Below are 21067 nucleotides of genomic sequence, written 5' to 3'. Positions count from 1 at the left end.
TCATGCCTGCATTCAGGCTCTTTCCAGCGTACACAGCAACGGATGCTCGTTCTCCCTGGCGTACTTGTTCACCATTGCGACTTTTGTCTCGGCAACCTCGGCGGTGAAAACACCACAAATGGCCCTGCCGTGATAGTGAACCGTAAGCATCAGTTGCGTTGCACGTTCTACATCATAAGAAAAGAACTTTTGTAGCACGTCAATAACAAATTCCATCGGCGTGTAATCATCGTTCATTAACATAACTTTATACATGGATGGCGGTTTCAGCGCGTCGCGCAGTTTATCTTCCGCCAATTGGTCGAAATCCAGCCAGCTATTGCTCTTACCCATCGTTAGCGTTTCATCTTAGGTTACAGTTTCCGGCCGCGTTTAATCGGCCGATTACATGAGTCTAGATGTATTTTCAATCTACATCAGATGACAGATAACAATCATCTATCGTTGTCATTCGCGACGGCTGTCACATTCCTTCGTAATAGCGTTAACTGCTTCAAAATTTTGATGCGCCGCCTCCCAGAACCCCTGCCAAACGCTTGACGCGTTATACGAATTATCTAAATTGTACAGTCGAGAGTTGGCGAGGTTTTGAACAGCCCGCTTGCTCTACCACCGGTTCATTCCATCTTACTTAAATAAGATTTACGAAGGATGTCGAAGCATGGAAACGGGTACTGTTAAGTGGTTCAACAATGCCAAAGGGTTTGGTTTTATCTGCCCTGAAGGCGGCGGCGAAGATATCTTCGCGCATTACTCCACCATTCAAATGGATGGTTACAGAACGTTAAAGGCCGGGCAGACTGTCCGGTTTGATGTACACCAGGGCCCAAAAGGCAATCACGCCAGCGTCATCGTGCCCGTAGAAGTGGAAGCCATGGCCTGAAGCCTGTTATCACATTGTGTACATGCCGCAGTCAAAATGCCAGCCCAATCGGCTGGCATTTTTATTACTCGCGAGCCAGCGCATCTACCGGGTCGAGCCGCGCGGCATTGCGCGCAGGTAACCAGCCGAACAGCACACCAGTAAACGTCGAACATAAAAACGCCGTTAACAGCGCCACTGGCGAAAAACCAATCTCCCAGCCCGGTAAAAAGAGTTGCAAAGTAAAGGCAATCAGCATGGATAGCGTGACGCCGAGCGCACCACCGACAAGGCAAACAAACACCGCCTCAATCAGAAACTGCGACAAGACATCGCCAGCCCGTGCACCAACTGCCATTCTGATGCCAATCTCTCGAGTCCGCTCGGTGACCGACACCAGCATGATGTTCATCACGCCGATACCGCCAACCAGCAACGAAATGACCGCCACCAGCGTCAAAAACAGCTGAAGAGTACGTGTGGTCTTTTCCGCCGTTTTCAAGACCCCGTCCATATTCCAGACGAAGAAATCTTTCTTACCGTGGCGCAAGCTGAGCAACCGCGTGAGCTGCTGTTCAGCCTGCTCACTGCTGTAGCCCTCATTTACTCGTACCGTAATGGAGTTTAGCCAGGACTGCCCCATAATTCGCCCCGAGATAGTGCTGTACGGCAGCCAGACGCGCAGAATTTTGCTGCTGCCAAACATCGTCTGCTTCTCCTCTGCCACGCCAATTACCGTCGCGGGCATGTTGCCAACCAGGATCACCTCACCGACAACGCTGGCTTTATTGGGGAATAACTGACGGCGGGTGTTGCTGTCGAGCACCACCACCTGCGCCCGGCCTTTCAGTTGCTCGTCATTAAACGAAGCGCCTTCGCTGAACGTCATGCCATACACATTAAAATATTGCCCGCTTACGCCATTGGCGCTCGCCGCCACATCAATATTGCCGTAGCGCAAACGCAGGTTTTGTGAAACGGCAGGTGTGGCTGATTTAACCCAGGGCTGTTTTTGGATCGCCTGCAAATCGTCATATTTCAGCGCCTGCTGGTATTGCGGCTCGTCGTCACCAAAATCTTTGCCGGGATAGACATCAATAGTGTTGGTACCTATTGAGCGAATATCCGCCAGCACCAGCTGTTTAGCCGCGTCGCCGACCACCACAATCGAGACTACCGACGCAATACCTATAATGATGCCGAGCATGGTCAGCAAGGTGCGCATTTTGTTGGCCGCCATGGCGCGCCAGGCCATGGTCAGCGCTTCCTGAAAACGGCTGACGAACTGCCGCCAGCCTCCGGCGTGCGTGATGACCGCATCGTGATTCGCGGGCGCGGCGGCGTCCGTTTTGGCTGGCGGGTTACTGATTATCTCGCCATCACGAATTTCAATCACCCGCTCTGCCTGCGCGGCCACCTGCGGATCGTGAGTCACAATAATGACCGTATGCCCGCGATCGCGAAGCTGATGCAGGATTGCCATCACCTCTTCGCCAGAGTGGCTGTCGAGTGCGCCGGTCGGTTCATCGGCCAGAATCACCTGGCCGCCGTTCATCAACGCGCGGGCAATACTCACGCGCTGTTGCTGACCGCCGGAAAGCTGCGACGGCTGATAATCAGCCCGCTCCCCCAACCCTAAGCGGGTCAGCAATGCTTTCGCGCGCTCCAGCCGTGCTTTACGTTCCGTCCCCGCATACACTGCCGGGACTTCGACGTTCTGCGCCGCCGTCAAATGGGAAAGCAGATGATAACGCTGAAAGATAAAACCGAAATGTTCGCGGCGCAGCTGCGCAAGTTGATCGCTGCTGAGCAACGACACATCCGTTCCCGCCACCCGGTAAGTGCCGCTGGTGGGTTTGTCCAGGCAACCCAGAATGTTCATCAGCGTGGATTTACCGGAACCGGATGCCCCCACAATCGCTACCATTTCACCGGCATTAATGCGCAGCGTGATGCCTTTCAATACCTCAACCTGTCCGTCACCGGACGGATAACTGCGGCGGATGTTATTCAGATCCAGCAAGGCGGTCATTGCGCCGCTCCGCTCTTCTCACCAATCACCACTTCTTCGCCCGCATCGAGGCCTTTCGTCACCACCACTTCCGTATCATTACGTGCGCCCAGCGTCACCTCGCGCTCGCGGGTTTCACCATTACGCAGCACCTTCACTTTGTAACGGTTGTCCCCCACCGGCTCGCCAAGCGCCGACAGAGGGATGGTGATCACATTTTTCAGCCCGGTCAGCTGAATATGCACCTGCGCGGTCATATCAAGACGCAGCACGCCCTCCGGGTTTGGCACTTCAAAACGCGCATAGTAAAAAATCGCGTCGTTGACCTTTTCCGGCGTCGGCAGAATATCTTTCAGCTCGCCTTCATAGCGTGTTCCCGGATCGCCAAGCACGGTGAACCACGCTTTCTGCCCCGGCTTGAGGTGGATGACATCGGCTTCGGAAACCTGCGCTTTCACCAGCATGGTGCTCATATCGGCGAGCGTCAGAATATTCGGCGCTTGCTGTACGGCAATCACCGTCTGGCCCTGCAGGGTGGTAATTTGCGTCACTTCACCGGCCATCGGCGCAAGAATGCGGGTGTAATCAAGATTGGTTTTCGCTGTATCCAGCGTTGCCTGGTTACGTTTGATCTGGGCATCAATGGTGCCAATTTGCGCTTCTTTTACTGCCACATCCGTCGCCGAGGCGTCCAGATCCTGGCGGGAGATCAAGTTGCTTTTTACCAGTTGTTGCTGGCGCGCGAAGGTGACTTGCGCCAGTTTAAGCTCGGCCTGCGCCTGGCGTCGCTGCGCCCGCAGTTCCATTAAGGTCGCATCCACTTCCTTGATTTGGTTTTCTGCCTGTTCAGGATCTATGACGCCTAAAAGCTGATCTTTTTTTACTTTATCGCCGATATTCACCGACAGCGTTTTTAACTGACCATTCACCTGGGCACCCACATCCACCTTACGGAGCGCATCCAGTTTCCCGGTCGCCAGCACGCTTTGTTGCAGTTCGCCCGGGCGCACAATCAGCGTCTGATACTGAACAACCGGAGCATTGAGCTTGCCCCATAACCAAAACGCCGCCAGTAAAACCACTACTGCCAGCACAATCATTACCGTCCTGCGTTTTCCCTTCAGTTTCATAAAAATCCCAGATAATCGGACATGCAGTTTATAGAGGCCAATCTTAACTAAACACAGCATCAACGAAACAAAAAGTTCGTATTTTCTCCATTAAGCCAGTTCGCCGGCAAAACCACGCTCTATATTGGTGGGCTGCAGGGGGCGAAAGCGCATGTTCCACATGAGGCAATTCAGGTAGCGACCAAAGCGTGTCACGGGCTGTTCCCGAAACGTCTGCTGGTGGAAACGGCCATGACGATGGCGCAATTTCTGCAAGTGGAAGCGATCCGCGCCGTCAGCAATGAAACGCATATCTACCACACCGCACGTTACCGCAAGAAAAAACAGGGGCTGCTGCATGCCGATTACAACAGCTTCTGGGAATCGCTGGGCGCCGTTGCTGACCAGCACGGCGACTTCGTGCTGCCGCTGGTGATGCCACGCAAACCGATGGAAGAGATCGCCAGAAAAAAGCGTTCTGAGTATCGCCGCCGCTACGAGCTGCTCGACAGCCTGCAGGCGCAGACTGCCGCTCACTGCCAGAACTAATCTGCCCGCCCGCGCGCCAGCCACAGCACGCGGGAAAACATTTTACGAAACAGATGCGGCACCGACTCCACGCCGCGCTTGCCCGCTTCCAGTGCCACCTCAATCGCCAGATCCGGTTTTGACGAACGGTGAATCGCTTTGATAATCACACGTCGCATATTCATCGATACATTTTCCGGTATCTGCGCGACGCGGTGATAAACATCTGCGAATCCTTCGCGGTACATAAAATGCTCCATATCCAGCGCCGGCAGTTCCGTCAGATGCTCGCGCGTCTGATCCCTGTCGTTATCAAGCAGGCTTCGCACGGTGGCGGCATACTTCTTCCCGGCTTCGTCACCATCCACCAGTACATGCCATTCAATGCCCATGCGGCGCGCAAACTTAATTAGCGGCTTTAAGCCTGACTGGGCAAATTCGATAATTTTTACCCCTTCAGCATCGAAATGATGACCGCACTGGCGCGCCAGTTCATTGATAACCCAGTTCTCCGTCTCCCCTTCCACCAGCAACCAGCAACGGGCAAACAGTGAAGAAGGTCGGTTAACGCGAATATGAAACGCAATGCGCCGCCCATCTTCGGCACTTAAACCGCCTGGGCCTAGACGCCAGGCCGCCACACGCGAAGACTCACGCACCAGGCGGCAAACATGTTCAACGGGCGTTAATGACAACAACTCACCTGAGTTGGTGGTAGTGATCTTTTGTAGCGGCAACAAGTTCAGCAACTGCCAGGCCACAGAGAGCATGATCGGATGCAGCCGCGTTTCCGGATCTTCCACCAGCAATAGCGGTCGCGCATCACGGTCGAGATGAACAGAACCTTTCGCCTGCAACAGCGTGGCGAAAAACCCCAGCAGGATCACCCGGTACATCCGCCCGCCGGGTTTATCGATCATGCGGTTAATAATATCGAGATAGCGCCAGCTGCGTTGCTCGTCATGAGAGCGGCGGCGCATCAAGCGCTGGTGTGAAGCGCCACTGCCCTGCTCAGAAAAATAGTGCTCCAGCAATTGCACCATCGCCGATAAACCATGACGTATCTGTCCGTCGGTTAAATTTTGCGGGCGGGAGATTAATTCGCGAGAGAGGAAATCGAGCTGACGCGCCGTGTTTTCCAGCAACGGCGTCTCCGGCACGCTGCCGTTACGGATGCGGCGCATAAAGCGCGCATCGCGCAGCCGCAGTACCGGCATCAGCCGCACCAGATGGCGGGCACTTTCATCAATGTCCGCCAGCGGCAGCAAATTCCCTTGCGCATCCAGAAAACCGCGTAGCGTCATTACGCTGCCATCATCGGAAAGCTCGCCTTCATGCCGGTAGAACAGGCGGCGATAACCATCATTACCGGCAACCCAACACTCTGCCAGCGGGCGATAACGCCGCGTGCGGTAGCGCCCGGGTTCGGATTCGCGGAACGTCAGAATAATATGCAGATGATGTTCCCGCCCTTGCAGATCCCCCGGCGGGAACCAAAAATCATCGCGAACAAAATGGTAGAGATCCGTTTCCGGTGACAGCAGCAGGGTTAACGCGTCCAACAAGCTTGATTTACCCCAGGCGTTTTCCCCAATTAACACGTTGTTCTGCTCAAGCATCAGCGATAAACGATTAATGCCACGAAAGCCGACAATTTCCACACGCTCCAGAATCATTCTTCCTCCGGCATCTCTGGGCTTTTCCGTCTATTCTTGAAGGAGTATAGCGGGACGAAAAGCGGCAGAACACGCGCTAAGTGCAATATTTCATTGAAATATATGCAGTGGCTCCATCGTTGTAATATTTAAAAAACGAACCACGATATTAAATAGCATATATTTCTTATTTATTGAATTAAGCAAAAACTTAACACCAGTTTAAAGCAATAACTTACGATGAATTATCTATTTGAAATCAATTTATTGGTTTTTATAACTGGTTATTTTATTTTGCTACTCCCTACAATACGCACGCTTTTATTCACGCATCCATTGATGTCTGACACACGGCAGGCCTGGGTCCGTTTCTGTTTTTATCGAGGTGGCTATGTTTAGAAAATTAGCGGCGGAGTGCTTTGGCACATTCTGGCTGGTATTTGGCGGCTGCGGCAGCGCAGTGCTGGCAGCGACATTTCCACAAACCGGCATTGGTTTTGCCGGGGTGGCGCTGGCGTTCGGTTTAACGGTCATGACCATGGCATTTGCCGTCGGGCATATTTCCGGCGGTCATTTTAATCCGGCAGTCACACTCGGCCTGTGGGCCGGCGGCCGTTTTCCGGCAAAAGAGGTGGTGGGATATATTCTCGTGCAATTGGTTGGCGGCATTATTGCCGCAGCCGTGCTCTATTTAATTGCCAGTGGTAAAAGCGGCTTCGATGCCGCGACCAGCGGTTTCGCCTCCAACGGCTACGGAGAACATTCACCAGGACATTACTCAATGTATTCCGCCATTATTATTGAGATTGTCCTGAGCTGCGGTTTCTTGCTGGTGATTCACGGAGCGACAGATAAAAATGCACCTGTCGGTTTTGCGCCTGTCGCCATTGGTCTGGCGCTGACCTTAATCCACTTGATTAGCATCCCGGTCACCAACACCTCCGTCAATCCGGCGCGCAGCACCGCCGTGGCGATTTTCCAGGGCGGCTGGGCGTTGGAGCAGTTATGGTTGTTCTGGGTGATGCCGATTATCGGCGGCCTCCTCGGTGGCGTTATTTACCGTACGCTACTGGAAAAACGCACGTAATATAAAGACCCGGTTTTTTACCGGGTCTTTTGCATAATCTTTCTTATTTTTTGCAGCTTTACTCATTTTCCACCTTTGGGTAGTGTGTTCCCCGGTGTTTTCACTTTGCAAGGATTCGGGCGCTTCATGCTTTCAGGACTGTTAATTATTCTTTTGCCGTTGGTCATCGGTTATCTGATTCCCCTGCGTCACACTGCTGCGCTCAAACTTATCAATAAATTACTCAGCTGGATTGTCTATCTGATCCTCTTTTTTATGGGGATAAGCCTCGCCTTTCTCGATAATCTCAGCGCGAACTTACTGGCGATATTGCATTATTCAGCGGTCAGCGTGGTGGTGATCCTGCTGTGTAACGCCGCGGCACTGCTGTGGCTGGAGCGCACACTGCCGTGGCATCATCAGCACCAGCAAGAAAAATTGCCTTCGCGTATTGCGATGGCGCTGGAGTCCCTACGTCTTTGCGGTGTGGTGGTCATCGGTTTCGCCATTGGGCTTTCCGGGCTGGCGTTTTTGCGCTATGCCACGGAAGCCAGCGAATACACACTGATCTTCCTGTTGCTACTGGTGGGTATCCAGTTGCGTAACAGCGGGATGACGTTGAAACAGATTGTCCTCAACCGCCGCGGAATGATTATTGCCGTGGTGGTTGCTGGCAGTTCACTGATTGGCGGTGTGATTAATGCGCTGATCCTCGGCCTGCCGCTGAAAACGGGTCTTGCCATGGCATCAGGATTTGGCTGGTATTCGTTGTCGGGCATTCTGCTTACCGAGTCGTTCGGCCCGGTGATCGGCAGCGCCGCCTTCTTTAACGATCTGGCGCGCGAGTTAATTGCCATCATGCTGATCCCAGGTCTGGTACGCCGCAGCCGTTCTACCGCGCTCGGGTTATCGGGCGCGACATCGATGGATTTCACCCTGCCGGTACTTCAGCGCTCCGGTGGGCTGGAACTGGTGCCCGCCGCCATTGTGCATGGTTTTATTCTCAGCTTGCTTGTGCCGCTATTAATGGCCTTTTTCTCTGCCTGATACCGCATTGGCGGTAGATGCCTGCCGCCAAACTTGCGCTAAATCAATATCCCCTTAAATTGCCGACAAAATCGCTTTTAAGCCTCCCAACGGCAGCATAATCTTAAACATGCATTTCAAATATAACTTTAACATAAAGGTGTGACCATGTTTTGTGTGCAATGTGAACAAACCATCCGAACTCCGGCGGGCAACGGCTGTGCATACGCGCAGGGGATGTGCGGTAAAACCGCTGAAACCTCCGACCTGCAGGATCTCTTGATTGCCGCGTTACAAGGGCTCTCCGCCTGGGCCAGCAAAGCACGTGAGTACGATCTGATTGATCATGAGATCGATAACTTCGCGCCGCGCGCCTTCTTCTCTACCCTCACTAACGTTAACTTCGATTCCGTGCGCATTGTCGGCTACGCGCGCGAGGCGATTGCAAAACGTGAAGCGCTGAAAGCCCGCTGCCTCGCTATCGATCCGCATGCCCACGTCGATAATCCGATGGCCGACCTGCAACTGGTCAGCGACGATCTCGGCGCTTTACAGCGCCAGGCGGCGGAGTTCACGCCGAACAAAGACAAAGCGGCGATTGGCGAAAACATCCTTGGCCTGCGCCTGCTCTGCCTGTATGGCCTAAAAGGTGCGGCGGCTTATATGGAACACGCCCATGTACTCGGCCAGTACGACAACGATATCTACGCCCGTTACCACAACATCATGGCGTGGCTGGGCACCTGGCCTGCCGATATGAATGCCCTGCTTGAATGTTCAATGGAAATCGGCCAGATGAACTTCAGCGTGATGAGCATCCTGGACGCCGGTGAAACCAGCACTTATGGCCACCCGACGCCTACTCAGGTCAACGTCAAAGCCGTTTCCGGTAAATGTATCCTGATTTCCGGCCACGACCTGAAAGATCTCTACAACTTGCTGCAACAAACCGAAGGGACCGGTGTAAACGTCTATACGCACGGTGAAATGCTGCCTGCGCATGGCTACCCGGAGCTGCGCAAATTCAAACACTTGGTGGGTAACTACGGTAGCGGCTGGCAGAACCAGCAGGTGGAATTCGCCCGCTTCCCTGGCCCGATTGTGATGACGTCCAACTGCATTATCGATCCGACCGTTGGGTCTTATGACGACCGTATCTGGACACGCAGCATCGTCGGCTGGCCGGGTGTTAACCATCTCGAAGGTGACGATTTCGCACCGGTGATCCGCCAGGCGCAGCAGATGTCCGGCTTCCCGTTCAGCGAAATCGAACATCTGATCACCGTCGGTTTTGGTCGCCAGACGCTGCTTGGCGCGGTGGATTCCCTGATCGATCTGGTGAGCCGCGAAAAACTGCGTCACGTTTTCCTCGTTGGCGGCTGTGACGGCGCGCGCGGTGAACGTAGCTACTTCACTGATTTCGCCACCCAGGTGCCGGATGACTGCCTGATCCTGACGCTGGCCTGCGGTAAATACCGCTTCAACAAACTCGACTTTGGCAACATTGAAGGCCTGCCGCGCCTGATTGATGCGGGTCAGTGTAACGATGCTTACTCAGCCATCATCCTGGCGGTGACGCTGGCGGAAAAACTGGGCTGCGGCGTTAACGATCTGCCGCTGTCGCTGGTGCTCTCCTGGTTCGAACAAAAAGCGATTGTCATTCTGCTGACTCTGCTCTCGCTGGGTGTGACGAATATTGTCACCGGGCCGACGGCACCAGGCTTCCTGACGCCTGACCTGCTGGCCGTGCTGAATGAGAAATTCGGCCTGCGCCAGGTCACGACCGTGGAACAGGATATGCAGCAGTTGCTGAGCGCGTAAGGAGCTAACCATGACCATGCCAACCCCTCAATGCCCGTGGCGTATGCAGGTTCACCATATCCAGCAGGAAACGCCGGATGTCTGGACACTGTCGCTGTTGTGCCACGATTACTACCCGTATCGCGCCGGGCAATATGCGCTGGTGAGTATCCGCAACAGCGCGGATACGCTGCGGGCCTATACCCTCTCTTCAACGCCGGGTGTTAGCGAATACATTACGCTGACCGTACGCCGTATTGATGATGGCGCAGGTTCTCAGTGGCTGACACGGGAGGTAAAACGCGGCGATTATCTGTGGCTTTCCGATGCGCAGGGGGAATTCACCTGCGATAACGAACCGAACGATAAGCTGTTGCTGCTGGCGGCAGGGTGCGGCGTGACGCCAATTATGTCAATGCGCCGCTGGCTGGCGCATTACCGTCCGCATGCTGACGTGCAGGTGATCTTCAATGTGCGCTCGCCGCAAGACGTGATTTTTGCCGATGAATGGCGCGATTACCCGGTCACGCTAGTGGCTGAAAATAACGCCACGGCAGGCTTTGCCTCTGGCCGTCTGAGCCGCGAGTTACTGAGCCAGGTACCGGAACTGGCAGCGCGTACGGTAATGACCTGCGGCCCGGTGCCGTATATGGATTGGGTTGAAAGCGAAGTCAAAGCGCTTGGCGTGACGCGTTTCTTTAAAGAGAAATTCTTTACGCCAGTGGCTGAAGCCGCGACCAGTGGACTGAAATTCAGCAAACTCTCGCCGATGAAAACTTTCTACGCGCCGGTGGGTAGCACACTGCTGGATGCGCTGGAAAGCAATAAAATGCCGGTTAATGCCGCCTGCCGCGCCGGTGTCTGCGGTTGCTGTAAAACGCAGGTGGTTTCCGGGGAATACACCGTCAGCAGCACCATGACGCTAACGGAACAAGAGATTGCCGATGGCTTCGTGCTGGCCTGCTCCTGCCACCCACAGAGCGATTTAGTACTGGCATAACCCGCAATAAAAAAGCGCCCCTCATCTGAAGGGCGCTTTTTCCTTAAACCGTTTACTTCCAGGCTGGTGCGACGGAGTAACGACCCGCACCGATAAACACAATCACCAGCGCCGCAATAAAGTAATACACCATGCTCTCAATCGCCCATGCGCCAGTCGCATCCAGCGATCCGGTTTTACCCACGCCAACCAGCAGCCAGGCCACAATCATGGTGAATGCCAGCACCAGCGCAGCAGGACGCGTCAGTACGCCGAGGATAATCAGGATCGGGCACAGCACTTCGCCAATCAGCACACCATAAGCGATAAAACCAGGCAGCCCCTTCGCCGCCAGCATCCCTGCAATCCCATCAATACCGCCGATTAATTTATGCAGCCCGTGGAATAGCATTAGCCCGCCGACCATCAAACGCAGCAGCAGACGGCCAAAATCTTCATGCGAAAACATATTATTAACTGAGTTTAACAATGATTTAACCATTTGAAATGATTCCTGTTTTCATCGACCTGTGTCAGACTATTCCGTTCTGTAACAAAAATAAACCCCTGTTTTATAAAAGGTCATCGCAAATCTCCTTTGTGACGCATTCATTGTCTAAGCTTGTAAGCAAGATCACAAAAAGGAGCGTCGTAGATGAAACAGACAGTGGCCGCGTATATCGCCAAAACGCTGGAGCAGGCAGGCGTAAAACGCATTTGGGGAGTCACCGGCGATTCCCTTAACGGCTTAAGTGACAGCCTGAACCGCATGGGCACCATCGACTGGATGCCGACCCGTCATGAGGAAGTCGCCGCGTTTGCCGCAGGCGCAGAAGCACAACTGACCGGCGAGCTGGCCGTCTGCGCGGGTTCGTGCGGGCCAGGCAACCTGCATTTGATTAACGGCTTGTTCGACTGCCATCGCAACCATGTTCCGGTGCTGGCGATTGCCGCACATATCCCGTCCAGCGAGATCGGCAGCGGCTATTTCCAGGAAACGCATCCGCAGGAGCTGTTTCGCGAATGCAGCCACTACTGCGAACTGGTGTCTAACCCGGAACAGATCCCGCAGGTACTGGCGATTGCCATGCGCAAAGCCATTCTCAACAAAGGCGTGTCGGTGGTGGTACTGCCGGGCGATGTCGCGCTGAAACCTGCGCCGGAAAGCGCCAGCAGCCACTGGTATAGCGCACCGCTGCCGGTTGTCACTCCTGCTGAACAGGAACTGCACAAGCTGGCGCAACTGCTGCGCTATTCCACGAATATTGCGCTGATGTGCGGCAGCGGCTGCGCCGGGGCGCATAAAGAGTTACTGGCGTTTGCCGGTAAGCTGAAGGCGCCGATTGTCCACGCCATGCGCGGCAAAGAACATGTAGAGTACGACAACCCCTTTGACGTGGGTATGACCGGCTTAATTGGCTTCTCGTCGGGTTTCCATACCATGATGAATGCCGACACGCTGGTGCTGCTCGGCACACAGTTCCCTTACCGCGCGTTTTACCCCACCGATGCGAAAATCATCCAGATCGACATCAATCCGGCGAGTATCGGCGCGCACAGCAAGGTAGACATGGCGCTGGTAGGCGATATCAAAGCCACCCTTGCCGCCCTGCTACCGCTACTGGAGGAAAAAACCGACCGCAAATTCCTCGACAAAGCACTGAACGATTATCGTGAGGCGCGCAAAGGTCTGGATGAGCTGGCAAAACCGAGCGATAAAGCGATCCATCCGCAATATCTGGCGCAGCAGATTAGCCACTTCGCTGACGATGATGCCATTTTCACCTGTGATGTCGGTACGCCAACCGTCTGGGCTGCGCGTTACCTGAAAATGAACGGCAAACGCCGCCTGATTGGCTCCTTTAACCACGGTTCGATGGCAAATGCCATGCCGCAAGCGCTGGGCGCTCAGGCCACATTCCCGCAACGGCAAGTGGTTGCGCTGTGTGGCGACGGTGGTTTTAGCATGCTTATGGGCGATTTCCTGTCGGTGGTACAGATGAAACTGCCGCTGAAAATTATCGTTTTTAATAACAGCGTGCTCGGTTTTGTGGCGATGGAGATGAAAGCGGGCGGCTACCTGACGGATGGCACAGAACTGCAGGATACCAACTTTGCGCGTATCGCCGAGGCCTGCGGCATTACCGGTATTCGCGTGGAAAAATCGGCCGATGTTGACGACGCGCTGCAACGCGCATTCTCTATTGATGGCCCGGTGCTGGTGGATGTCACCGTGGCGAAAGAAGAGCTGGCGATCCCGCCGCAAATCAAGCTGGAACAGGCAAAAGGCTTTAGCCTCTACATGATGCGCGCCATCATCAGCGGGCGCGGCGATGAGGTGATCGAACTGGCGAAAACCAACTGGCTCAGGTAAAACAGAGGGCATTACCCATCGTAAGATAAGGAAATGCCGTGATCGATTTACGCAGTGATACCGTAACCCGCCCGAGCCGCGCCATGCTGGAACAGATGATGGCCGCCCCGGTCGGGGACGACGTTTACGGTGATGACCCGACGGTCAATGAACTGCAACGTTACGCCGCCGCACTCAGCGGTAAAGAGGCGGCGCTGTTTTTGCCTACCGGCACCCAGGCCAACCTGGTCGCCCTGCTCAGCCACTGCGAACGCGGTGAAGAGTATATTGTCGGCCAGGGCGCACATAACTATCTCTACGAAGCGGGCGGCGCAGCGGTGCTTGGCAGCATCCAGCCACAACCGATCGATGCCGCCGCCGATGGTACGCTGCCGCTGGATAAAGTCGCGGCGAAAATCAAAGCCGACGACATTCACTTCGCCCGCACCAAGCTGCTGAGCCTCGAAAACACCCACAACGGCAAAGTATTGCCGCGCGACTACCTGCGACAAGCGTGGGAATTTACCCGCGAACGCGGCTTATCGCTGCATGTCGATGGTGCGCGCATCTTCAACGCGCTGGTGGAATATGGCTGCGAACTGAAAGAGATCGCCCAATTTTGCGACTCGTTCACTATTTGCCTGTCGAAAGGTCTCGGCACGCCAGTAGGCTCCCTGCTGGTGGGCGATAAAGCGTATATCACCCGCGCTAATCGCTGGCGCAAAATGACTGGCGGTGGCATGCGTCAGGCCGGGATTCTGGCGGCGGCGGGCCTGTATGCATTACAAAACAATGTCGCGCGGCTGAAAGAAGATCATGAAAATGCCGCGTGGCTGGCCGCGCAACTGAAAGCGATCGGTGCCGATGTTATGCGCCACGACACTAATATGCTGTTTATCCGTGTGGGCGATAACGCACAAGCGCTGGGCGCGTATCTGCGTGAGCGCGGCGTGTTGATTAATGCCTCGTCAGTGGTGCGGCTGGTCACGCATCTGGATGTCGACCGTGAGCAACTGGCTGAGGTGGTTCGCCACTGGCAGGCCTTTTTACAGCGCTAAGGAGCGGGATGTGGCGCAGCGGATCCTGGTGCTTGGTGCCAGCGGCTATATTGGACAACGGCTGGTCGAAGCGCTCAGCCAGCAAGGTCATCAGATAAAAGCGGTCGCGAGAAACTTAACTCGCCTGCAAAAGCAACAACTGCCGGGCGTCAGTTGCCATCGCGTTGATCTCTGGTGGCCGCAGGAGTTGCCCGCGTTATTAACTGATGTCGATACGCTCTATTATCTGGTGCACAGCATGGGCGAAGGCGGCGATTTTGTCGCCCACGAGCGGCAAATCGCGTTGAATGTGCGCGATGCGCTGCAGGGTTCGTCGGTCAAGCAGCTTATCTTTCTCAGTTCATTACAGGCGAAGGGCGCAACCCATTCCGACCACCTACTGGCCCGGCAATACACCGGCGATCTGCTGCGCGCGGCGGGCATTCCCGTTACCGAATTACGCGCTGGCATCATTGTTGGTGCGGGTTCCGCCGCCTTCGAAGTAATGCGCGACATGGTGTTTAACCTGCCGGTGTTAACGCCGCCGCGCTGGGTGCGCTCGCGCACCACGCCGATTGCGCTGGAAAATTTACTGCATTATCTGGTCGAACTGCTTCAGCACCCCGCGCAAGAACACCGGGTGTTTGAGGCCGCCGGGCCGGAAGTGCTGAGCTATCAACAGCAGTTCGATCACTTTATGCGCGTAAGCGGCGTTCATCGCCCGTTGATCCCAATTCCCCTCCCCACCCGGCTGATTTCCGTCTGGTTTTTACACCTCATCACGTCTGTGCCACCGACCATCGCCAGGGCATTAATTCAGGGCTTAAAGCATGATTTGCTGGCAGATGATACCGACTTGCGCCGCCTGATCCCGCAGACGCTGATCCCGTTTGATGACGCGGTGCGCCGCACCCTGCAGGAGGAGGAAAAGCTGGTCAACTCCAGCGACTGGGGTTACGACCCGCAGGCGTTTTCCCGCTGGCGTCCGCAATATGGTTACTACCCGAAACAAGCGGGTTACACCGTGAAAACCGCTGCCAGTCTGAGCGCATTGTGGGAAGTGGTTAACCGCATCGGTGGCAAAGAGCGCTACTTTTTTGGCAACCTGCTGTGGCAAACTCGCGCGGCGCTGGATCGTTTAATAGGCCACAAACTGCCACGCGGGCGGCCAGAGCGTGCATTTTTACAGACTGGCGACGCGGTAGACAGCTGGAAAGTGATCATCGTTGAGCCAGAGCAGCAACTGGCGCTGCTGTTTGGTATGAAGGCGCCGGGGCTTGGGCGGCTTAGCTTTACGCTGACCGATAAAGGCGATCACCGGCTGCTGGATGTCCGCGCATGGTGGCATCCGCACGGTATGCCGGGGCTGTGGTACTGGTTATTGATGTTCCCGGCACACCTGTTTATTTTTCGCGGCATGGCGCAGCGCATTGCCCATATTGCAGAACAAAATAGAGAAAAAGTCTGAGCTTAACCGCTTTTCTTTTCGTCATCCCATTGCATCAGAGCGTAATTCACGGAAGAATGCCCGCGATAAAGCCTTTTCAACACAATGGATCGATATGAAAGTACTGGTCACGGGCGCAACCAGCGGTTTAGGCCGAAACGCGGTCGAGTATTTACGGCAAAAAGGAATTAGCGTCAGGGCCACTGGTCGTAACGAAGCCATGGGCAAGTTACTCAGTAAAATGGGCGCTGAATTTGTGCACGCCGATCTGACCGAGCTGGTCTCCTCTCAGGCTAAAGTCATGCTTGCCGGGATCGACACGCTGTGGCACTGCTCAAGCTTCACGTCGCCGTGGGGCACGCAGGAAGCGTTTGACCTGGCAAACGTGCGCGCGACTCGCCGTCTCGGTGAGTGGGCCGTCGCCTGGGGCGTACGCAACTTTATTCATATCTCCTCCCCTTCGCTCTATTTTGACTATCACCACCATCGCGAAATCAGTGAAGACTTTCGCCCGGCGCGTTTCGCCAACGAATTTGCCCGCAGCAAAGCGGCCGGGGAACAGGTGATCGATCTGCTGGCGCAGGCGAATCCCAACACCCGTTTCACCATTTTGCGTCCGCAAAGCCTGTTTGGTCCGCACGATAAAGTCTTTATTCCACGTCTGGCGCAGATGATGCACCACTACCGCAGTGTGTTGCTGCCGCGTGGTGGCGAAGCGCTGGTGGATATGACCTATTACGAAAACGCGGTGCATGCGATGTGGCTCGCCAGCCAGCCGCAGTGCGATAAGTTACCTTCCGGGCGGGCGTATAACATTACCAACGGCGAGCCGCGCTCGCTGCGCAGCATCGTGCAGACATTAATTGATGAGCTGGGTATTCACTGCCGTATTCGCTCGGTGCCATACGCGATGCTGGATATGGTGGCGCGCAGCATGGAGCATTTCGGCGATAAACGCGCCAAAGAGCCTGCCTTCACCCATTATGGCGTGTCGAAGCTCAATTTTGATTTTACGCTGGATATCAGCCGCGCCCAGCAGGAACTGGGCTATACGCCGATAGTGACGCTGGATGAAGGCATCAAACAGACGGCGTACTGGTTAAAAGACCACGGCAAACTGCACCGCTGAATGATTTAAAACGGGCCGGATTTGACGTCAGAAATTTTCTGCCCGCTTTTGTCGATATAGAACCACTCCCCGCCGACCAGCGCAGTATGCTCGCCATCCTTTTGCGGTTTGCAACCGTTACACACCAGCGCTCTGCCCTCTTTAAACTGCCAGCCGTAATCGAATTGCGGCGCGATGCGGTTGCGGAAATTGTCGTCCCAGTAACCCACTTTGCCGTTCTGACGCGAGCGCACCAGCCCTTCAACAAACCAGTCCGGCCCATTATCAAAATGCACAACGGAAAGGTAGCTCTCCGGTGAGCGCACATAGTAATCGGCATCCATCAGCCCGGCGGCGCGCATATAGTCATACAGACCGACCCACGACATCCCCTCGACGTCGCGGGTTTTCGCAAACAACGCAGGCAGGAATTTGAGCTTGCCGTCTTTTACTTCAACGCACTTATCGAGTTTTTCCACGTTATCCGTGGACTTATCCCAGTAAGCACAGCTGAACACCGTCACCGGGTTTGGCGCGGCATGGGCAGAAAAAGCCGCCATCAGTAACGCGCCTGACAGGATGCGAAACCTCATCTCCATTGACCTCGTCATAAAAAAAGCCGTGGGAATTAACCCGCCTGGCCATATTTTTCCAGTAATGCCTCGGCAATCGCCTGGCTTTCAGCATCCGCGATACCGTTCCAGAGACCGGGGCGAAAATGCATCTGAAACGCCATGATCACCCTTTTTTGCTCGGCGGGTGTCATTTGCGGTTTCACCTCATAGCCATAACGCGCCAGGAGATCCAGCAGCGAGGCGGTATCAACCGGCTCATGCGCGGCGCGTCCATTCAGATAAAACGCCACACGCTGCGCATCCGGCCAGGCGCCAATTCCCTGGGCAAACAACGTTTGCCACGGGAACAACGGGCCAGGGTCGTCTTTACGCTGCGGCGCGATATCCGCATGCGCGACGACATTCTGCGGCGCAATGTTGTAGCGTGAGACTATATCTTTTACCAGAGGAATCAATGCATTAATTTGCGCGGGCGCAAAAGGTGCGAATTGTTTTCCGCCAGAGGTACGTTGCCAGCCGCGATTTTCCAGCTCAATGCCGATGGAGGTATCGTTGATGCGCGTCGCGCCGCGCCAGAAACTGACCCCTGCGTGCCAGGCTAACTCCTGCTCCGGAACCAGTTGCCAGATCCGCGGTTTGCCGTGATGAAGCGGTGGATCTGCCGGGATCAGGTAATGCGCACTCACCTGCTTATCCGTAAGCGTTGCCAGCGACACGTCAAAATCATCGGCGGTGTAGTGAATAACCAACACTTTAATACGCGGATACGCCGCCTGCGCCTGCCGCCGGGTATCAAGCTGATAACCGTTTTTATCAAGAATGCCTTTTTCACTGGCGCAACCCGCGAGTAACAGCGCCAGCAACAGTAACGCGATCTTTTTCATGCCCGCGTTTTCACCGCCGTACCGCTGACGCACACCATCAGCATACTGCCCTCTTTGCCTACCGTTTCGTAATCAACATCAATGCCGACCACCGCGTTCGCACCCAGTGCTTTAGCCTGCTCACCGAGTTCGCGAAACGCGATATCGCGCGCCTTGCGCAGCTCTTTCTCATAAGCACCAGAGCGGCCGCCAACGATATCGCGGATGCCGGCAAAGAAGTCACGAAAAATATTCGCCCCAAGAATCGCTTCCCCGGTAACGACCCCGCAGTACTCGACAATCGGTTGCCCTTCCAGCGTCGGTGTAGTTGAAAACTGCATCGGTTTCTCCTTTTAGCGTTCAATGCGTTACACCACACATTATCAGATCAATACACTATTCTTGAAAGGTCGTGACTTCTGAAGAGAAATAAGGAAATCAATATGCGCTATTCAGTTTTGACTCTCGCCTTGCCATGCGCGCTGCTGTTAAGCGCCTGCACCACGGTAACGCCTGCATTTAAGGATACGGGCGCGCGCGTTGGCCCGTGTGTGGAAGGCGGTCCGGATTCCGTAGCACAGCAATTTTATGACTACCGCATCGCGCACCCCGGTAACGACTGGACTGCGCTGCGCCCCTATCTGAGCGATGATCTGAGCAAAATGCTCACCGCCGCCAGCCGTGATTCGCGCAATGCCACACTTTTAAAAGCGGATCCGTTCTCCAGCCGCAATGTCACGCCAGAAAAAGCTGACGTCGCCAGCGCATCGACCATTCCGAATACCGATGCACGGAATATTCCGCTGCGCGTCACGCTCACCAAAGGTGACCAAAGCTGGCGGGATGAAGTGCTGATGATCCGCGAAGGCCAGTGCTGGGCAGTAGACGATGTGCGCTATCTAGGCGGTACGGTGCATGCGCCCGCCGGAACGCTACGTCAGTCGGTTGAACATCGGTAATTATTTCATGCCCTAATCGATAACCCCCGTAAAATGTCTGGCATTCCGCAGTGAATGCCGACATTTATGCCTGGTTCCCGCACCGCTCGGTATTTTGTGCTAACTTTATGTATGAAGTTGGTTTATTTTTAAGTTTTAACGCACAAATATTGCATAACTATTCTGTCAACGTTACTATTTGCGGCCTCAATTGCTATCAGACTGCTTCGATGAGTATTAAATTAAACAGCATCAATTGCTTTTATGGCGCACACCAGGCGCTGTTCGATATCACACTGGATTGCCCGCAAGGGGAAACACTGGTGCTGCTCGGCCCAAGCGGTGCGGGTAAAAGTTCGCTGTTGCGCGTACTCAACCTGCTTGAAATGCCGCGTTCCGGCCAGTTAAGCATTGCAGGCAATCACTTCGATTTTGCCAAAACCCCGTCTGATAAAGCGATTCGCGAATTGCGCCAGAACGTGGGCATGGTATTTCAGCAATATAATCTTTGGCCGCATCTGACCGTGCTGCAAAACCTGATTGAAGCGCCGTGCCGCGTGCTCGGTTTAAGCAAAGATCAGGCGCTGGCGCGCGCGGAAAAACTGCTGGAACGTTTACGCCTCAAACCTTATAGCGATCGTTTTCCGCTGCATTTATCCGGCGGACAGCAGCAACGTGTCGCTATCGCCCGCGCGCTGATGATGGAACCGCAAGTATTGCTGTTTGATGAACCTACCGCCGCGCTCGATCCAGAAATCACGGCGCAAATCGTCAGCATCATTCGTGAACTGTCGGAAACCGGCATCACGCAAGTTATCGTGACCCACGAAGTGGAAGTGGCGCGTAAAACCGCCAGCCGCGTGGTGTACATGGAAAATGGTCACATTGTTGAGCAAGGGGATGCGGGCTGCTTTGCCGCGCCGCAGACCGACGCGTTTAAATATTACCTATCTCACTGAAGAATCGGGATTAATGACAATGAAAAAAGTACTGATTGCCGCGCTACTTGCAAGCGTAAGCCTTACCGCTACAGCAGCCCAGACTATCCGTTTCGCCACCGAAGCGAGCTACCCCCCGTTTGAATCCACCGACGCGAATAACAAAATTGTTGGTTTCGATGTCGATCTGGCTAACGCGTTGTGTAAAGAGATTGACGCAACCTGTACCTTTACCAACCAGGCGTTTGACAGCCTGATCCCAAGCCTGAAATTCCGCCGTTTCGACGCGGTCATGGCCGGTATGGATATCACCCCGGAACGTGAAAAACAGGTGCTGTTCACCACGCCTTATTACGACAACTCCGCGCTGTTTGTGGGTCAGCAAGGTAAATTCACCAGCATTGACCAGCTGAAAGGCAAACGTGTTGGCGTGCAGAACGGCACCACGCACCAGAAATTCATCAACGACAAGCACCCGGAAATCACCACCGTTCCTTACGACAGCTACCAGAACGCGCGTCTGGATCTGCAAAACGGCCGTATTGATGCCGTGTTCGGCGACACCGCCGTGGTAACAGAATGGCTGAAAGCGGACGCGAAACTGGCGGCAGTGGGCGATAAAGTCACCGATAAAGAGTACTTCGGAACAGGTCTGGGCATCGCGGTACGCCAGGGCAACACCGAGTTGCAGCAGAAATTCAATGCCGCGCTGGAAAAAGTGAAGAAAGATGGGACTTACCAGACCATCTATAACAAATGGTTCCAGAAGTAA

General features: G+C 54.6%; 20 protein-coding genes and 1 pseudogene. 13 read left to right on the top strand and 8 right to left on the bottom strand.

The window, feature by feature from the left end; translation table 11 throughout:
- Positions 1 to 12: 12 nt before the first annotated feature.
- Positions 13 to 333 carry an ATP-dependent Clp protease adapter ClpS gene (gene clpS / locus IP581_RS07625; protein WP_017456164.1) on the bottom strand — a complete coding sequence of 107 codons (321 nt, stop codon included), beginning with the start codon at positions 331 to 333 and terminating at the stop codon, positions 13 to 15.
- Positions 334 to 661: 328 nt separating this feature from the next.
- On the opposite strand from clpS, the gene cspD reads away from it, so the two are divergent.
- Entirely contained in the window at positions 662 to 883 is a 222-nt protein-coding gene (cspD, locus tag IP581_RS07620; RefSeq protein WP_007374119.1) for a cold shock-like protein CspD, read from the top strand.
- Between the two features lie 64 nt (positions 884 to 947).
- On the opposite strand, the gene macB is transcribed toward cspD, so the two are convergent.
- The gene (gene macB / locus IP581_RS07615; protein WP_086871879.1) at positions 948 to 2894 is read right to left on the bottom strand and encodes a macrolide ABC transporter ATP-binding protein/permease MacB; all 1947 of its coding nucleotides are present in this window, start codon (positions 2892 to 2894) and stop codon (positions 948 to 950) included.
- Positions 2891 to 4003 carry a macrolide transporter subunit MacA gene (gene macA, locus IP581_RS07610; RefSeq protein ID WP_193822177.1) on the bottom strand — a complete coding sequence of 371 codons (1113 nt, stop codon included), beginning with the start codon at positions 4001 to 4003 and terminating at the stop codon, positions 2891 to 2893. The genes macB and macA overlap by 4 nt, the downstream gene beginning before the upstream one ends.
- A gap of 90 nt (positions 4004 to 4093) precedes the next feature.
- Here macA and IP581_RS07605 point away from each other — a divergent pair.
- Positions 4094 to 4531, top strand: a pseudogene (locus tag IP581_RS07605) (VirK/YbjX family protein); the annotation flags it as partial.
- Here the strand turns inward: IP581_RS07605 and IP581_RS07600 are convergent.
- Positions 4528 to 6186 carry an ATP-dependent endonuclease gene (locus IP581_RS07600; RefSeq protein ID WP_193822176.1) on the bottom strand — a complete coding sequence of 553 codons (1659 nt, stop codon included), beginning with the start codon at positions 6184 to 6186 and terminating at the stop codon, positions 4528 to 4530. The pseudogene IP581_RS07605 and the gene IP581_RS07600 sit on opposite strands and share 4 nt — an antisense overlap.
- A 370-nt stretch (positions 6187 to 6556) precedes the next feature.
- Between IP581_RS07600 and aqpZ the strand changes: the two genes are divergently transcribed.
- From aqpZ to hcr, 4 genes are all read left to right on the top strand, one after another.
- Positions 6557 to 7252 carry an aquaporin Z gene (gene aqpZ, locus IP581_RS07595; RefSeq protein WP_193822175.1) on the top strand — a complete coding sequence of 232 codons (696 nt, stop codon included), beginning with the start codon at positions 6557 to 6559 and terminating at the stop codon, positions 7250 to 7252.
- 126 nt (positions 7253 to 7378) lie between these two features.
- Positions 7379 to 8278 (top strand): lysine exporter LysO family protein, encoded by a 900-nt coding sequence (locus tag IP581_RS07590; protein ID WP_086871869.1) that lies wholly within the window; start codon positions 7379 to 7381, stop codon positions 8276 to 8278.
- 147 nt (positions 8279 to 8425) lie between these two features.
- The gene (gene hcp / locus IP581_RS07585; RefSeq protein WP_193822174.1) at positions 8426 to 10078 is read left to right on the top strand and encodes a hydroxylamine reductase; all 1653 of its coding nucleotides are present in this window, start codon (positions 8426 to 8428) and stop codon (positions 10076 to 10078) included.
- 10 nt (positions 10079 to 10088) lie between these two features.
- The gene (hcr, locus tag IP581_RS07580; protein ID WP_193822173.1) at positions 10089 to 11057 is read left to right on the top strand and encodes an NADH oxidoreductase; all 969 of its coding nucleotides are present in this window, start codon (positions 10089 to 10091) and stop codon (positions 11055 to 11057) included.
- Positions 11058 to 11109: 52 nt separating this feature from the next.
- On the opposite strand, the gene IP581_RS07575 is transcribed toward hcr, so the two are convergent.
- Positions 11110 to 11538 (bottom strand): DoxX family protein, encoded by a 429-nt coding sequence (locus tag IP581_RS07575; protein WP_193822172.1) that lies wholly within the window; start codon positions 11536 to 11538, stop codon positions 11110 to 11112.
- 153 nt (positions 11539 to 11691) lie between these two features.
- On the opposite strand from IP581_RS07575, the gene poxB reads away from it, so the two are divergent.
- The 4 genes from poxB (at position 11692) to IP581_RS07555 (ending at position 17002) form a co-directional block, all read left to right on the top strand.
- Positions 11692 to 13410: a ubiquinone-dependent pyruvate dehydrogenase gene (gene poxB / locus IP581_RS07570; RefSeq protein ID WP_193822171.1), complete on the top strand. Its 1719-nt coding sequence runs from the start codon at positions 11692 to 11694 to the stop codon at positions 13408 to 13410.
- Positions 13411 to 13448: 38 nt separating this feature from the next.
- Positions 13449 to 14447, top strand: coding sequence for a low-specificity L-threonine aldolase (ltaE, locus tag IP581_RS07565; RefSeq protein WP_193822170.1), 999 nt, complete (start codon positions 13449 to 13451; stop codon positions 14445 to 14447).
- Between the two features lie 10 nt (positions 14448 to 14457).
- A complete protein-coding gene (locus IP581_RS07560; protein ID WP_193822169.1) occupies positions 14458 to 15894 on the top strand; it encodes an SDR family oxidoreductase in 1437 nt (478 codons plus the stop codon).
- 94 nt (positions 15895 to 15988) lie between these two features.
- Entirely contained in the window at positions 15989 to 17002 is a 1014-nt protein-coding gene (locus tag IP581_RS07555) for an NAD-dependent epimerase/dehydratase family protein (RefSeq protein WP_086871857.1), read from the top strand.
- A gap of 5 nt (positions 17003 to 17007) precedes the next feature.
- On the opposite strand, the gene IP581_RS07550 is transcribed toward IP581_RS07555, so the two are convergent.
- Genes IP581_RS07550 through IP581_RS07540 form a run of 3 tightly spaced genes read right to left on the bottom strand, consistent with a single transcriptional unit; the run spans position 17008 to position 18760 of the window.
- Positions 17008 to 17574, bottom strand: coding sequence for a WG repeat-containing protein (locus IP581_RS07550; protein ID WP_228007822.1), 567 nt, complete (start codon positions 17572 to 17574; stop codon positions 17008 to 17010).
- 35 nt (positions 17575 to 17609) lie between these two features.
- Entirely contained in the window at positions 17610 to 18440 is an 831-nt protein-coding gene (locus IP581_RS07545) for an N-acetylmuramoyl-L-alanine amidase (RefSeq protein ID WP_193822168.1), read from the bottom strand.
- On the bottom strand, positions 18437 to 18760 hold the full coding sequence (locus tag IP581_RS07540) for a heavy metal-binding domain-containing protein (RefSeq protein WP_086871851.1): 324 nt from the start codon (positions 18758 to 18760) through the stop codon (positions 18437 to 18439). The genes IP581_RS07545 and IP581_RS07540 overlap by 4 nt, the downstream gene beginning before the upstream one ends.
- Before the next feature lie 102 nt (positions 18761 to 18862).
- On the opposite strand from IP581_RS07540, the gene IP581_RS07535 reads away from it, so the two are divergent.
- The 3 genes from IP581_RS07535 (at position 18863) to artI (ending at position 21067) form a co-directional block, all read left to right on the top strand.
- Positions 18863 to 19378 carry a lipoprotein gene (locus IP581_RS07535; protein ID WP_020457201.1) on the top strand — a complete coding sequence of 172 codons (516 nt, stop codon included), beginning with the start codon at positions 18863 to 18865 and terminating at the stop codon, positions 19376 to 19378.
- Positions 19379 to 19587: 209 nt separating this feature from the next.
- Positions 19588 to 20316, top strand: coding sequence for an arginine ABC transporter ATP-binding protein ArtP (gene artP / locus IP581_RS07530; protein ID WP_020457200.1), 729 nt, complete (start codon positions 19588 to 19590; stop codon positions 20314 to 20316).
- A 19-nt stretch (positions 20317 to 20335) separates the two neighbouring features.
- The gene (artI, locus tag IP581_RS07525; RefSeq protein WP_086871847.1) at positions 20336 to 21067 is read left to right on the top strand and encodes an arginine ABC transporter substrate-binding protein ArtI; all 732 of its coding nucleotides are present in this window, start codon (positions 20336 to 20338) and stop codon (positions 21065 to 21067) included.

This window comes from Kosakonia pseudosacchari (assembly GCF_015167415.1).
GTDB classification, from domain to species: Bacteria; Pseudomonadota; Gammaproteobacteria; order Enterobacterales; family Enterobacteriaceae; genus Kosakonia; species Kosakonia pseudosacchari.
Note: the sequence above shows the minus strand (reverse complement) of the source record. Positions and strands in the feature narration are given on the sequence as shown.